The sequence below is a fragment of the Chelatococcus sp. KU-N122 genome (assembly GCF_055391085.1).
This window is the reverse complement of sequence record NZ_AP043981.1, coordinates 7,102,503-7,116,429: the sequence shown is the minus strand read 5'-3', so window position 1 is coordinate 7,116,429 and position 13,927 is coordinate 7,102,503. Positions and strand designations below refer to the sequence as shown.

General features: G+C 66.2%; 13 protein-coding genes. 12 read left to right on the top strand and 1 reads right to left on the bottom strand.

Annotated elements, in window-relative coordinates; translation table 11 throughout:
* Positions 1-86 precede the first annotated feature (86 nt).
* The 11 genes from ACZ5PO_RS32170 (at position 87) to ACZ5PO_RS32120 (ending at position 12,555) form a co-directional block, all read left to right on the top strand.
* The gene (locus ACZ5PO_RS32170) at positions 87-1,532 is read left to right on the top strand and encodes a terminase large subunit domain-containing protein (RefSeq protein WP_464186618.1); all 1,446 of its coding nucleotides are present in this window, start codon (positions 87-89) and stop codon (positions 1,530-1,532) included.
* Positions 1,532-3,517, top strand: a complete 1,986-nt coding sequence (locus ACZ5PO_RS32165) for a portal protein (protein WP_464186616.1) — start codon at positions 1,532-1,534, stop codon at positions 3,515-3,517. Before ACZ5PO_RS32170 ends, ACZ5PO_RS32165 begins: the two co-directional genes overlap by 1 nt.
* A 169-nt stretch (positions 3,518-3,686) precedes the next feature.
* On the top strand, positions 3,687-4,235 hold the full coding sequence (locus ACZ5PO_RS32160) for a hypothetical protein (RefSeq protein WP_464186614.1): 549 nt from the start codon (positions 3,687-3,689) through the stop codon (positions 4,233-4,235).
* Positions 4,236-4,299: 64 nt separating this feature from the next.
* On the top strand, positions 4,300-5,817 hold the full coding sequence (locus tag ACZ5PO_RS32155) for a hypothetical protein (RefSeq protein WP_464186612.1): 1,518 nt from the start codon (positions 4,300-4,302) through the stop codon (positions 5,815-5,817).
* A gap of 48 nt (positions 5,818-5,865) precedes the next feature.
* Positions 5,866-6,279, top strand: a complete 414-nt coding sequence (locus ACZ5PO_RS32150; RefSeq protein ID WP_464186610.1) for a hypothetical protein — start codon at positions 5,866-5,868, stop codon at positions 6,277-6,279.
* A 458-nt stretch (positions 6,280-6,737) separates the two neighbouring features.
* Positions 6,738-7,004 carry a hypothetical protein gene (locus tag ACZ5PO_RS32145; protein WP_464186609.1) on the top strand — a complete coding sequence of 89 codons (267 nt, stop codon included), beginning with the start codon at positions 6,738-6,740 and terminating at the stop codon, positions 7,002-7,004.
* Positions 7,005-7,200: 196 nt separating this feature from the next.
* Complete coding sequence (locus ACZ5PO_RS32140) at positions 7,201-8,520, top strand: hypothetical protein (RefSeq protein ID WP_464186608.1); 1,320 nt, start codon at positions 7,201-7,203, stop codon at positions 8,518-8,520.
* Positions 8,521-8,538: 18 nt separating this feature from the next.
* A complete protein-coding gene (locus ACZ5PO_RS32135) occupies positions 8,539-8,907 on the top strand; it encodes a hypothetical protein (protein ID WP_464186607.1) in 369 nt (122 codons plus the stop codon).
* 169 nt (positions 8,908-9,076) lie between these two features.
* Positions 9,077-10,615: a hypothetical protein gene (locus ACZ5PO_RS32130; protein WP_464186605.1), complete on the top strand. Its 1,539-nt coding sequence runs from the start codon at positions 9,077-9,079 to the stop codon at positions 10,613-10,615.
* Positions 10,616-10,621: 6 nt separating this feature from the next.
* Entirely contained in the window at positions 10,622-10,975 is a 354-nt protein-coding gene (locus ACZ5PO_RS32125; RefSeq protein WP_464186604.1) for a hypothetical protein, read from the top strand.
* Positions 10,976-11,145: 170 nt separating this feature from the next.
* Entirely contained in the window at positions 11,146-12,555 is a 1,410-nt protein-coding gene (locus ACZ5PO_RS32120; protein ID WP_464186603.1) for a hypothetical protein, read from the top strand.
* A gap of 1 nt (position 12,556) precedes the next feature.
* Here the strand turns inward: ACZ5PO_RS32120 and ACZ5PO_RS32115 are convergent, their stop codons facing one another.
* Positions 12,557-12,736: a hypothetical protein gene (locus tag ACZ5PO_RS32115; protein WP_464186601.1), complete on the bottom strand. Its 180-nt coding sequence runs from the start codon at positions 12,734-12,736 to the stop codon at positions 12,557-12,559.
* Positions 12,737-12,815: 79 nt separating this feature from the next.
* Between ACZ5PO_RS32115 and ACZ5PO_RS32110 the strand changes: the two genes are divergently transcribed.
* Positions 12,816-13,403 (top strand): hypothetical protein, encoded by a 588-nt coding sequence (locus tag ACZ5PO_RS32110; RefSeq protein WP_464186599.1) that lies wholly within the window; start codon positions 12,816-12,818, stop codon positions 13,401-13,403.
* Positions 13,404-13,927 lie beyond the last annotated feature (524 nt).

Here is a 13,927-nt window from a genome sequence, read left to right as displayed (position 1 = left end):
TTCGTCGCCCGGGCCATGTCGCGCGAAGCCACGGGCGCAGGTCACGGGACCTGAGGCGGGCGCCGCGCCACAAGAAACGAGCGACGATGAATTCACCCCTGTCGCCCGCGGCGGCGGCAACAGAACTGCTGTCTCGGCGCCGGGCCAGGGGCTCGCTGACCGAGTGGTGCCGCGCCTGCGGCTTCGCACCGGCGCTGCATCACCGGCTGATCATCGGCGAACTGGAGCGGATCGCCCGCGGCGAGATCGATCGGTTGGCGCTGTTCCTGCCGCCCGGATCGGCCAAGAGCACCTACGCCAGCGTGCTATTCCCGCCGTGGTACCTCGCCCACGATCCAGCACGCGCCGTCATCGTCGGCTCGCACACAGCCGAGCTTGCCGAACGCTGGGGGCGCAAGGTGCGCAATCTGGTGGTGCGGCATGCCCCGCTGCTGGGCTATGGCGTGGCGCGCGACAACAAGGCCGCCGGCCGCTGGGAGACCACGGCGGGCGGTGAGTACTATGCAGCCGGCGTCGGCGGCGCCATTACCGGCCGGCGGGCCGACCTCGCCATCATCGACGATCCCATCCGCTCGCATGAGGATGCCGATAGCCGCGCCGTTCGCGACGCCCAGTGGGACTGGTACAGGTTCGACCTGACCACCCGCCTCAAGCCCGGCGCGGCGGTCGTGCTGATACAGACGCGCTGGCACGAGGACGATCTCGCCGGCCGCATCGTGGCGGAGGAGGGCGGCCGCTGGCGGGTGCTCTCGCTGGCCATGGAGGCGCTTGCGGGCGATCCCCTCGGCCGGCCCGTCGGCGCGCCGCTGTGGCCCGAGTGGTTTACCAGCGAGATGCGGACCGATGCCAAGCGCGAGCCGCGGCTGTGGTCGGCGCTCTACCAGCAGCAGCCGACGCCCGACGAGGGCGCCTTCTTCAAGCGCGACATGTTCCGCACCATGGTGCCGCCGTCGAGGGCCGAGATGCGCGTCTACGGCGCATCCGACTACGCCGTGACGGCGGGCGGCGGCGACTACACGGTACACCTGGTCGTCGGGCTCGACGCCGCCGGCCGCATGCATCTGCTCGACGTCTGGCGGCGCCAGGCGGCGTCGGACGAGTGGGTCGAGGCCTGGTGTGATCTCGTGCTCAAGTGGAAGCCCATGGCCTGGGCGGAGGAGACCGGCCAGATCAAGGCCGGCGTCGGGCCATTCCTCGAGCAGCGCGCCCGCGAGCGGAAAGCGTACTGCTACCGCCAGCAGTTCCCGACGCGCGGCGACAAGGCGGTGAGGGCCCAATCGATCCGCGGCCGCATGGCGATGGACGGGCTGTTCATCGATGCAGCGGCGCCCTGGCGGGCGGAGCTGATCGGCGAGTGCCTGCGCTTCCCGGCCGGCGTCAACGACGATCAGGTCGATGCGCTCGGCCTCGTCGGGCAACTGCTCGACCAAATGACGAATGGGCCGCCGGCCAAACGCGACGCGACGAAGCGGTCGGACCCGGGCTACGGGCCGCGGCCGTCCACCGGATCCACCGATATCGGAATTGTCTGATGAACGCAGCAGAGGTTTCCCCCACGGACGCGGCCGGAGCGCCGCGGCCCGATGACCGCGCGCTGCAAGACGATGCCGCGCCGCTGGAGCGCCTGCGCACGCAGTTCCAGGACTACCTTGGGCTGAAGACCGGCGAGACCAAGGAACAACGCCAAGCCCGGCTCTACTACCATGGCTCGCAGTGGAGCGCCGAGCAGCTGAAGGAGCTGAAGAAGCGCAAGCAGCCGCCGACCACGACGCCGGCCTTCGCCCGCAAGATCAATGGCTTCGTCGGCCTGGTCGAGCGCCTGCGCCAGGACCCGAAGGCCTATCCGCGCACGCCCAAGCACGACCAGGGCGCAGAGCTGAGCACGGCGGCGCTGCGCTACGCGCTCGACGAACAGGAATGGCCCGCGCGCTCACCCCTCATCTCCTATAACGGCGCCGTCGACGGCATCGGCGGCCTCGAGCTCAGTCTCGTCGAGGGCGATAGCGGCGTTCCCGGCGATTTCGATATCGAGATCGAGGTGGTCGACCCCGAGACCTTCTTCTACGACCCGCGCTCGTTCCGCCACGATTTCTCCGATGCGCGCTATATGGGCGTGTCGAAATGGATGGACGTGGGGGAGGCGGCCGAGCTGTTTCCCGAGCACGAGGAGGCGCTTCGGGCGCTCTCCGCCGCGTCCGGATCGGAGCTCACCATCGAGTCCGAGCGCGAGACCAAATGGGTGAATACCCGAGAGCGCCAAGTCCGTATCGTCGAGCATTGGTATAGGCGCGGCGGTGGACGCTGGCTCTACTGCTTCTATACCGGCAACCTGAAGCTCTCCGAAGGCCGTTCGTTCCTGCAGGACGAGAAGGGCCGGGACATCTGCCGCTTCATCATGTGGAGCGCCTTCGTCGACCAGGACGGTGACCGCTACGGCTTCTTCCGCCACATGAAGTCGCTGGTGGACGAGATCAACCATCGCAACTCCAAGGCCCTGCACCTGCTCAACATGCGCCGCATCAAGGCGCCGCGCGGGGCCTTCGACGACATCGAGCTGGCCCGCCGCGAGAGCGTGCGGCCGGACGGCGTCATCGAATACAACCCGGGCGTCGGCCCGGTGGAGTTCGACGACGCCAAGACGATGGCGGACATGCGCGGCCAGCTGGAGATGCAGGAGCGCGCCAGGACCGAGCTGGAGAACTTCGGCCCCAACCCGGCGCTGGTGGGGCAGGGGGTGGAGGCGAGATCCGGCCGCGCCATCGCCCTGCTGCAGCAGGCCGGGATGGCCGAGCTCGGGCCGTTCATCATCGCCTACCGCGGCTGGAAGATCCGCGTCTACCGGGCGCTATGGAATGCCATCCGGCAGCACTGGACGGCCGAGCGCTGGATCCGCGTCACCGACGACGACGGCCTGATGCAGCAGGTGCAGATCAACGGCCGGCAGGTCGACCCGCTGACGGGACAGATGCAGATCGTCAACAGCCTCGGCGCCCTCGATGTGGACATCATCATCGACGAGGGCCCCGATGCGGTGAACATGCAGGCCGATGCGCTCGATGTGCTCCAGGCCGCGGCGGCGCAAGGCCAGCAAATCCCGCCGCAGATCATGATCGAGCTGCTGCCGTTGCCCGACAGCTTGAAGAAGAAGCTGCTGGGGCTGCTCCAGCAGGCCCAGCAGCCGGCGCCGGCAGCGGAGCAGGCGCAGCAGATCCAGCTGGCCGGGGCCGCGGCCCAGGTCGAGGAGCGGCGGGCGGGCGCGGAGCTGAAGCGGGCGCAGGCGGCAAAGGCCATGCAGCCCGAGGCGCAGCCGGCACAGGCGGCGCCGCAGGGCCCATCGTGGGTCGACCAAGCGGCGACGATCGCCAAGGCCCGCAGCGATGCCGCCGCCGCGGAGCTGAAGCAAGCGCAGGCGCGGAGGACGATGACAGAGGCCGCGCTCGCGCCGCAGGAGCTACGGCACGAGATGGAGCTGGCCCGCGTCGGAGCGCCGGCGCGGCTGCAAGACACCTACGAATAGAGGGGCCGAGCCCCTGCGTGGACCAGCCCCGGTTGGAAGCGCGTTTGGGGGCCTCATGCGCCTAGGCTGTGGTCTCCGCCCATCCCTGCATACAGCCGATCCAATGACCAGGAATGCGACAGGGCCCGCATCGCCCCAAGCCGCCCTCAAGGACGAGGATGAAAGATCCATGGCCTCGATCAATAATCTCCTGACCACGGCAGGGATGGCACAGCAGCCGCAGACCATCGCGGCATTGGGTCAGTTCGATCCGCGCCGCTTCGACATGGCGCCGGCTGCCAATATGGGCACGGACCGGCTCTATGCGGCATCGCGCGGTTTGCCGCAGGGTGTGAGCATGGGCGGCATCGACGAGATGCGTGCACTCGAAGCAGCCGCTGGCCGTGGGCTGCCCGGCCCCAACGGCCAGATGTGGCCGAGCCCGCTACCCAATCCGGTCGATATGGGGGCTGGAGCGATCAGGCTCGGGATGGAGGCCGCCGCGCCCTCGATCGTCGGGACGGAAGCCGGACAGCGCTACGATCGGACGATTGGCTCGGAGCGCCTGAAGGACGCCATCGCGGCGAGCGACAGCCCGTGGACGTATTACGGCTCGGCAATGGGCGGTGGTGCGGCGGTTCCGATGGGCACGGCCCGGACGGCCGGCCAGGGCCTGCGGCAGGGTGCTATCATCGGGGGGCATCGGCGGTTTTCTGAGCGGGCAGGGCAGCCCCTCTGAGCGCGCCACGAGCGCCGTAATCGGGGCTGGTGTTGGCGGCGCCGTCGGCGGCGGCCTTGGTGCGATGATGCCTTCGGCACCTGCTGCGGGGCCCGCCGCTAACTCTGTTGTTGAGGCGGCAGATCGCCTTGGCGTTGACATCCCGCGCGGTATCGCGAGCGACAATCGAGCCGTCCAGTCGACCACGCAGGCGCTGCGGGCATCTCCGCTCGGCGGCCCGGCGATCGAGAATGCGGCAGATCAGTTTTTCAAGGGTGTCGAAGGGGCAGCCCAGCGCACCGCTACAGAAGCCGCCGGTCGCGCGCCGGGATCAGCCGCACCGGCGCTAAACGAAGCCGGTGCGGTCGTGCGGCAGGGCTTGGACGACGTCGTCAGCGGCAACCAGGCGCTGCGTGACGCCGAGGTGCAGGCTGCGCAGAGCTGGGCAGCCCGCGCCGCGTCGGACGCGGGTGGCGAGCTGAATGCCGCAAGAGGGGGGCTTGACACGCTGGCGCCAGGTGCGCCGACCACGCGCACTGCTGTTGGCGATGATGTGGCTGCGTCTCTGCAAGCGAGGATCGCGCAGAACCGGCAGGCGCAGGAGGCCGGATACACGGATCTGAGGCGCGTGATCAACGCTGATCAGCCTGTTGACGTGTTCGACCAACTGGCGCCGACGCTGTCGCGCATTGTGCAGGAGCGGACGGCGTCGGGATCCGGCGGCTTGCCGAACGATCTGCGTGCCGCGCTCAATCTCGCCACCAACCCGCAGGGCGCGACCTTCAATGGTCTCCAGCGAGCTCGCACCACGCTTGCCGAAAGGATCGATTTCGAGCAGTCACAGGGCTTCGGCGCCCGTGACCTTACGGCGGGCTATGGGGCTCTGACACGGGCCATGCAGCAGGCAGCAGAGCAGTCGTCGCCTAACCCGGCGTCGGCGCGAGCCCTGCTCGATCGGGCCGAGACGCAGTTTGGCCGGCTCGCCGAGACCAACAACATCCTTCGGCAGGCCGGCCAGGGCAGCCGCGAAGGGCTTGTTGACCGCCTCATCGGGGCTGCGAGCGACCGCAGCGGCGGCAACATGCAGCGGTTGTCGCTGTTCCAGCGCGAGTTGCCGCCCGATGTCATGGGACAGGTGGCGCGACAGGCATTCGACCGGTTGGCACAGGGGCCCGATGGCGCGTTCAATGTGAGCTCGCTGGCGCGCAACTGGGGGCAGCTGAGCCCACAGGGCCGAGCCGCTCTATTCGGCGACCGCGTGCCGATGGTCGAAGCCGCGATCCAGCGCGTTATTCGCGCGGATGAGCGCGCCGGGCAGGTGGGACAGATCGGCGATGCAGCCGTCAGGAGCGCGACCGGTGCCGCAGAAAAGCGCCTCGCCGCCGCGAACCGTGAAAGCTTGTCCCTGCTCGGGAAGAGCGATGAGCAGATCGCCGGCACCCTGGCTGCGTGGGCTCAGAACAAGGGCGACCTCGGCAGCCTCGCCCACATGAGCAACATGCTCGGACCCGACGCCATGAAGAACCTTGGCGGCGCCATGCTCCAGAGGATGTGGCAGAATAACAAGGGCGATTTCTCCGCTCCCTATCTGGTCAGCCGGTAGGAGCAGATTCAGCCCGGGGCGAAGCAACTTCTCTTCCCCGATGCGACGGTGCGGCAATCGATCGACGATCTGGTGACGGTGTCGCGCCGCGTCGCAGAGGTGGAGCGGCGCTTCAACAACAGCTCCGGCACCGCACGATCCGGTCGCCTACTGGCGGCGGCCGCCGGCATGATGACTGCTCCCACCACGACGCTGGCGAGCGTCTTCGGAACCTACGGGTTGGCGAAGATTCTGTCGGCGCCGGCTACGGCTTCTAGCGCGGCGAAATGGGCGCGAGCGTATGAGGCCTGGGTCCGTGCACCGACGGCGGCGACGGTTGCATCACTCAGCCGGTCGACGCGCAACCTCTCTGCGACGATCGGCGACAAGCTTGGCGCGGCGATAAGCCCGGAGCAGATCCTTAGCGGCTTGGGCCGTTCCGTCCCAAGTTATGGCGGAGACGATAGCAGGAGCCAGCCATAGCGGGGGAAGAATCGCCCACGCCATACGACGCATCAACGGCCGCCGGCCTCGTTGATGAGCTTTTGCTTGAATCTGATCTTTACGGCTGAGAGATACATGACCGCACTTCGTTGGTCGTCAAGCATGCTCAGCATCAGGGCTTCTTCTGATTGGCATTGGGCATAGGCAATGTTTGCTGACGTGCTCCCGTCAGCGCCTCTGCTGCGTGCCTTAGCTGCCTCGGCCTTTACGCAGTTGATCCAGAGTTGGGTTGCTGTCTCGATCGGCGAGGGACCAGTGCGCGCTGGCTGCGCAGGTGCGGCGGGGGTGGAGGCGGGGGCGGCTCTGCCCGTACACACGCACCCAAGCAGCTTGCCAACGCAACCACGACGTACCGCATCATCAGACCCCCTTGCGGGCGCGGACCATACCACAGCCGGGCCGGATGCCGAGAGGCGGGGCCGAGACAGGAGAGCACCATGGCATTTCCGTTCCCGAAGTCGTCGGCTCGGGTCGAGAGATCCTTCGCTCAAATCGGCAATGGCCCCGACCGCTTTGCTCTAAGCAGAGACCCAGATGGAGTTTATCGCATCGAGGGGCGGGTGATCCCAGTTCGTGACGATGGCGCCAAGCGCTTCCGCGCAGTTGATCACAGCGAGGCGGTCGTTCCGATCGAGCGTCGCTTGAACAAGGTGGAACGCCTCGACTGGGGTATGCTGGGTGTGAACGTAAATAGCGAGTACTGAAACTGGTACCACACACCGAGCGACTTTATGGCGTCTCTGACAGCGTCGTAGTTCTGACCTGGTGACATCAGGTCGTATGCGATGAACAGATTGTAGGCCATCCCCAGCCCTCCCCATGGACGGGCAATCGAAACACGGCCGCAACCGTGAGTCCATGGGCTCGGCGCGGCGCTGACTTATGTCGGGAGTTTCATTCGTGGCAGCGTCCGCCCAGGCTCCGCAAACCATCGCCAACCTGACGGGCTCGACCCTCGATCCGCTTGATGAGATGTTGGCAGCGGCGCGGCGCGCCAACGGCCAGTTGCCAACGCAATACACATCGCCCATCGGCCGATCGGTCGACAACACCAAGCCGGTCAGCAACCGCACGCCCTACATCCTCGAGCCGACGTTGCAGGAGCAGGTGCTCGGCATGCAGCTGCCGGGAGATGTGGTGGTCGACGATGCCGGCTGGCCGCGGTACCGCGACAATGGCGAGAAAGTCCCGGTCGTCGAGCGCCCAAACGTCTTTCCCATCGCGAGAGCGCCGGATGGTGAGAGATTCCTGGCTTGGCCGCACATCCTCGACTACATCCCCAGCGCTGGAGCTATTAATGGGCTGCGCGTGGGCGGCCAGGTGGCGCGGACGGCACAAACGATCGAGGCCCTGGGTGGCGCCGGGCGGGATGCGCGCCCCGTTGCGCAGACGCTGGAGCAACTGGCGAAGGCTGCGCCAAGCAGGCCAGTTGAAATGCCTCAAACCATTGCCGCGCTTGGTGAAACGGCACCGAATGTGCTGGCATCGCGTTCGAGCTCGATTTATAATCCGACACCGAGGCCGGTGCGGGATTTCTCGCAGGATTATAAGGAGGTGGGCACCGATGTCGCCGACGAAACCGGACGTCTCCTGCGAAACATTGACGGCAAGCACTTCGACTTCAGCAAGCCAATCGTTGGAAGGCAGACCGTCGGCGGCGTGGACGTACCGTTCGACCCAGCCGGGTTTGACGCCCTTGCAGAGGCAGCAATTGGCTCAAAACCTCAGGGCGTTGCGAAAAGTAGCGTCCCTGGAAAGGGAGCTGGGGCGTATGTCCACACCCGAGGAAAGGACGGCCCTGTTAGGTCCATATACTACGATAAACAGCTAGCGGGGCAGACCAAGGAAATGGTTGTAGGGCACGAGATTGCCCACATGAGCGACAAGGGCTCGACCGGCCGCGGTATCGGCGCCTGGGATCATCCAAAGAAGGTCGAGGGCCAGCTCAAGGACATCTACCACGAGCTCAACAAGGGCGCGCCTCGCGCTAAGGGCGAGCGGGCGTTTGGCCCAGCGGATGCTGGATACCGGGGTACGGATATCCAGGACGAGTATTGGGCCGAGGCGATCCGCGCCTATAACGCTGACCCCAATTTCATGAAGACGGTCGCCCCGGACGTGGCGAAAATCATCCGTCAGAACGCCAATTACATCCAGTTCAACTCATCTGCGCCACCAGGCTCCATTGCCGGTCTGCTCAGAGATGAGCAGGGGCAGTAGCCGGAGGCGGAGGGGCTCATGTCCCCGGCATCAATGCAACTCGCCCGGGTTCTCCGGCGGCTCGTAGTGCGCCGGCAGATCCAGCTGGCCGGGGCTGCGGCCCAGGTCGAGGAGCGGCGGGCGGGCGCGGAGCTGAAGCGGGCGCAGGCGGCAAAGGCCATGCAGCCCGAGGCGCAGCCGGCACAGGCGGCGCCGCAGGGCCCATCGTGGGTCGACCAAGCGGCGACGATCGCCAAGGCCCGCAGCGATGCCGCCGCCGCGGAGCTGAAGCAAGCGCAGGCGCGGAGGACGATGACAGAGGCCGCGCTCGCGCCGCAGGAGCTACGGCACGAGATGGAGCTGGCCCGCGTCGGAGCGCCGGCGCGGCTGCAAGACACCTACGAATAGAGGGGCCGAGCCCCTGCGTGGACCAGCCCCGGTTGGAAGCGCGTTTGGGGGCCTCATGCGCCTAGGCTGTGGTCTCCGCCCATCCCTGCATACAGCCGATCCAATGACCAGGAATGCGACAGGGCCCGCATCGCCCCAAGCCGCCCTCAAGGACGAGGATGAAAGATCCATGGCCTCGATCAATAATCTCCTGACCACGGCAGGGATGGCACAGCAGCCGCAGACCATCGCGGCATTGGGTCAGTTCGATCCGCGCCGCTTCGACATGGCGCCGGCTGCCAATATGGGCACGGACCGGCTCTATGCGGCATCGCGCGGTTTGCCGCAGGGTGTGAGCATGGGCGGCATCGACGAGATGCGTGCACTCGAAGCAGCCGCTGGCCGTGGGCTGCCCGGCCCCAACGGCCAGATGTGGCCGAGCCCGCTACCCAATCCGGTCGATATGGGGGCTGGAGCGATCAGGCTCGGGATGGAGGCCGCTGCTCCGGGGTTGGTCGGCACCGATGCGGGGCAGCGGTACGACCAGACCATCCAGTCGGAGCGCCTGAAGAACGCCATCGCGGCGAACGATAGCCCATGGACGTATTACGGTACGGCAATGGGCGGCGGTGCCGCGATCCCGATGGGCACGGCGCGCACCGCCGGCGAAGGGCTTCGGCTGGGCGCCATCCTCGGCGGCATCGGCGGCTTTCTGAGCGGCCAAGGAGGTCCTAGCGAGCGCGCCACGAGCGCTGTGATCGGCGCCGGCGTCGGCGGCGCTGTCGGCGGCGGCCTTGGCGCGCTAGCCGGCCTGTCGCGGTCGGCGCGACCGATGTCACAGACAATCGAGGCACTAGACGCGCAGCGGGGTACCCAGCCGGCGGGGCAGCCGCTGGAGGAGCTGGCTCTGGCGGCGCCAACGACGTCCGTCAAGATGCCACAAACCATTGCAAATATTGCTGAAATGTCTAATGTGAGGTCTGCGGGCATGCACGACCCGCTCCCGCGCGACGTCCGCAGTTTCGCGACGGACTACGCGAAGACGGAGCCTCTCGCAGATGAAGCCGGACGCCTCCTCGTCAACATCGATGGAAAGCCCCTTAGGCCAGACCTCCCCATCGTCGGACGGCAAACCGTCAACGGCCCAGATGTCCCGATGGGCGGCCCGGGGCTTGACGCCCTTGCAGAGGCAGCAACAGGCAAGGCAGCTCAAGGCGTTGCGAAAAGTAGTGTGCCTGGAAAGGGAGTTGGGGCGTATGTCAACGAGCGAGGAGAGGGAGGCTCTATTAGGTCCATCTATTATGATCGTAACGTAAGCGAGGCTGATCGTTATCGCATTATTGCCCATGAACTTGGGCATGCCATCGACAAATGGTTCCTCGGAATTCGCGAGTTGTCCGGAACGGACCTGAAGCCCAAGGCGCTCAATCAACTCAAGGACGTTTATCACGAGTTGAACCGCGGGAAGCCGCGAGGGAAGGGCGAGCGTGCCTATGGCCCCGCCGATCGCGGGTACAAAGGTAAGGAAATAGACGAAGAGTATTGGGCGGAGGCTATCCGCGCCTATTTTCAAGATCCAAACTATATTAAGACAGTAGCTCCGGATGCCGCACGCGCCATCCGCGAAGTTTCCCCGCGCTTCGTTCAGTTCAACTCTTTGACGCCAATAGCCATAGGGGGCGGGGCTGCTGGAAGCGCCGCCAGATCTAACGACATCGGAGACGAATAGGGCTCAATGCAACTCGCCCGGGTCCCCCGGCGGCTCGTAGTGCGCCGGCAGATCCAGCTGGCCGGGGCCGCGGCCCAGGTCGAGGAGCGGCGAGCCGGCGCGGAGCTGAAGCGGGCGCAGGCGGCAAAGGCCATGCAGCCCGAGGCGCCGCCGGCACAGGCGGCGCCGCAGGGCCCATCGTGGGTCGACCAGGCGGCGACGATCGCCAAGGCCCGCAGCGATGCCGCCGCCGCGCAGCTGAAGCAAGCGCAGGCGCGGAGGACCTCGGCGGAGGCCGCGCTCGCGCCGCAGGAATTCGGACACGAGATGGAGCCGGCCCGCGCCGGAGCGCCGGCGCGGCCGCAACGCGCGCGCGAATAGAGAGGCCGAGCCCCTGCGGGGACGAGCCCCGGTTGGAGGCGCGTTTGGGGGCCTCATGCGCCTTGGCCTTGGTCTCCGCCCGCCCCTGCATGCAGCCGATCCAATGACCAGGAATGCGACAGGGCACGGCATCGCCCCAAGCCGTCCTCAAGGACGAGGATGAAAGATCCATGGCCTCGATCAATAGTCTCCCGACCACGGCAGGCATGGCACAGCAGCCGCAGACCATCGCGGCATTGGGTCAGTTCGATCCGTGGCGCTTCGCCCCGGACAACGCGGCAAGCCCGCAGACCATCGCCAACTTGGCGCCCGGCATGGAACTCGCGGCGCGCAAGACGCGGACGCCTTACATCGTCGAGCCGACGCTCTCGGACCAGATAGCGTCGTCGATTGCTGCCTCGATCCCAGGTGGCGTGTTCGGGATGGGCATAAGCTTGCCTGACGATGCCGAGTTGAAGATGTACGATTTCGGAAACCAAATCGTGTATAAGGGCACGGACACGCCCGTTCCGATCGCCCCGCGCAACGGCGTGGTTCCGATATCGCGGGCGCCGAACGGAGATCTGGCAGCGACGCTCCCCGCTGGCCTCGACGTCATCGGCAACTTGATGCCAGGCCCGAAGGGGGCCGTTATGGCGGCCAAGACAGCCGGGCCGGCTGTGTCGCAGACGATCAGCACTCTCGGGCGCCTGGCGCAGGACGCGCGCCCAGCTGGCCGGACGCTTGAGGATCTGGCGAGGGCGGCGCCAACGACGGCCGTCAAGATGCCTCAGACCATTGCAAATCTTGCAGAAATGACCCATCCGTCGCAGACGATCGAGGAATTGACACGCGCCAGTCGCTCAATTGGCGGAGTGGGGACAAGCAGCAAAGCATTGCCGCCCAAACCACAAAGGCCCTTCGCGGATGACTACAAAAATGGTACTGTCGGGCTCGCGGACGAAACGGGGAAACTGACGCATGACATCGACGGGAAGCCGCTCGGAGCCGAGTTCGTCGCCGGACGACGCGTCGTCGGCGGGCCCGATGTTTCCGTCAGCCCAGACGCTTTCGACCCTATCACCCGAGGAGCAATCGGCACTCCTCCTCTCCCAGTTGCGAAAGCTGAACTCCCTTCAGGAGCGTCTGGGGCGTACGTTGACAAAGCAGGAGCAGATGGCCGAATTCGGCGCATACTTTACGATCAGAACCTGACCGGCGCGAAGAAGGACAACACGATCTCGCATGAGGTCGCGCACATGGTCGACGAATTGTCGGGGAAGATCCCGACAAAGGGGATCGCGAACGACCTCAAGCAATTGTATTCGACCCGTCTCGACGGGCGAGAGCGGACAAGGCACCTGACCGGGCCGGAAGCTCTGAAATACAAGGGCGACGACATCCCACGTGAGTACATGGCAGAGGCCATACAAACCTACATCGACAACCCGAACTACATCAAGACGATGTATCCAAAGGTTGCCGAGCGGATTCGCGCCTACGCCAACCGCAACCCCAAGATCAATCGATATATCCAGTTCAACGCCAACGTCCCAGCCGGCCCCCTCGCCGGCCTGCTGCGAGACAATCAGAGCCCCTAGTTCAGCTCGCCCTGATCCCCCGGCGGCTCGGGTGCACCAGCAGATCCAGCTGGCCGGGGCCGCGGCCCAGGTCGAGGAGCGGCGGGCCGGCGCGGAGCTGAAGCGAGCGCAAAAAGGCCATGCAGCCTGAAGCGCCGGCCTCCGTCAGCGTCTTGGCTGCGGTCTCCAGCCGTTTCCCCATGCAGCCGATCCAATGACCAGGAATGCGACAGGGCACGGCATCGCCCCAAGCCGCCCTCAAGGACGAGGATGAAAGATCCATGGCCTCGATCAATGATCTTTACTCCATTGCCGGTACGGCGCAGGAGCCGCAGGATACCAGCCGATCGTTCACAGCGTGGCAGCCGTCGCAGTTCGATGTGATGGCCCTTGGCGACAAGAGGCCGCCACCTCAGACGGCCGCGTCCCTTGGCTGGCCGGCATTCGCCGCTTGGCGCTTTGCCCCGGACAATGCCGCGAGTGAGCAGACCATCGCCAATTTGGCGCGTGGCATGGATCTGGCGGCGCGCAAGATGCGGACGCCGTACATCGTCGAGCCGACGCTGTCGGACCGCATTGCGGACTCGATGCCCTATCCCATGTGGCGTATGGGCACGGTGCTGCCGGACGACGTGGTGCAAGATGATGGCGGAGGCATTTTCTACAAGGGAGTTTCCAAGGGGCGGGCAACGTCCGTGCCGGTGCCGATCGCCCGCCGCAATGGTGCCCTGCCGTTCTCGTGGACGCCGGACGGTGGCGCTCCCCCAACCATGCCCGGCCTGCTGGACGCCCCGGGTAACGCGATGCCGGGCGGGAAGGGGCGACCATTGGTCCGGCTGTGGTGCGGACCCTCAGGGCGCCGCAGGTGAGACAGGCCGGCCAGACGCTGGCGGAGCTGGCGAGGGCGGCGCCGACGACAGCCGTCGAAATGCCTCAAACGGTTGAGTTAATTGATAAAAATCGAAATCTGACATATTATACTTCGATCAGGCCGCGGGTTCCTACGCCGGCCAGACACGTGGGGATTGAAGATGGAATGCCACTCCTCAAGACCATCGACGGTGCTCCGCTTAACGATCGGTACGTCGCCGGCCGTATGGTGGCGGGCGCCCAGGACAATACCCTCGGTAAGGACGCGCTCCGATCAGCTATCGAGGCGGTCACAGGTAAGAGAGTGGAGGCTGTTCCGCGTGCGTACGTCAACAACGATCCGCTCAATCTGACTGATCCGTCGGGGCTGGCGCCGGATCGTCCGAGCGGAGGTGGAGCGGGATGGACAGGAGCCTTTCTGGCGTCGGTGCCTTCAGCTTCGGAAATAGGCAGCATTGCCGCCAGCGCTTCGCTAAGGGCTGGAGCCGTGGCCGCGGCCATTCCATCTGCCCTTGCCGCCGGA

Coding starts and splice junctions, on each gene's coding strand:
- ACZ5PO_RS32170 (WP_464186618.1), top strand. CDS start 87: ATGAATTCACCCCTGTCGCCCGCGGCGGCGGCAACAGAACTGCTGTCT.
- ACZ5PO_RS32165 (WP_464186616.1), top strand. CDS start 1,532: ATGAACGCAGCAGAGGTTTCCCCCACGGACGCGGCCGGAGCGCCGCGG.
- ACZ5PO_RS32160 (WP_464186614.1), top strand. CDS start 3,687: ATGGCCTCGATCAATAATCTCCTGACCACGGCAGGGATGGCACAGCAG.
- ACZ5PO_RS32155 (WP_464186612.1), top strand. CDS start 4,300: ATGATGCCTTCGGCACCTGCTGCGGGGCCCGCCGCTAACTCTGTTGTT.
- ACZ5PO_RS32145 (WP_464186609.1), top strand. CDS start 6,738: ATGGCATTTCCGTTCCCGAAGTCGTCGGCTCGGGTCGAGAGATCCTTC.
- ACZ5PO_RS32135 (WP_464186607.1), top strand. CDS start 8,539: ATGTCCCCGGCATCAATGCAACTCGCCCGGGTTCTCCGGCGGCTCGTA.
- ACZ5PO_RS32130 (WP_464186605.1), top strand. CDS start 9,077: ATGGCCTCGATCAATAATCTCCTGACCACGGCAGGGATGGCACAGCAG.
- ACZ5PO_RS32125 (WP_464186604.1), top strand. CDS start 10,622: ATGCAACTCGCCCGGGTCCCCCGGCGGCTCGTAGTGCGCCGGCAGATC.
- ACZ5PO_RS32120 (WP_464186603.1), top strand. CDS start 11,146: ATGGCCTCGATCAATAGTCTCCCGACCACGGCAGGCATGGCACAGCAG.
- ACZ5PO_RS32115 (WP_464186601.1), bottom strand. CDS start 12,736: ATGGGGAAACGGCTGGAGACCGCAGCCAAGACGCTGACGGAGGCCGGC.
- ACZ5PO_RS32110 (WP_464186599.1), top strand. CDS start 12,816: ATGGCCTCGATCAATGATCTTTACTCCATTGCCGGTACGGCGCAGGAG.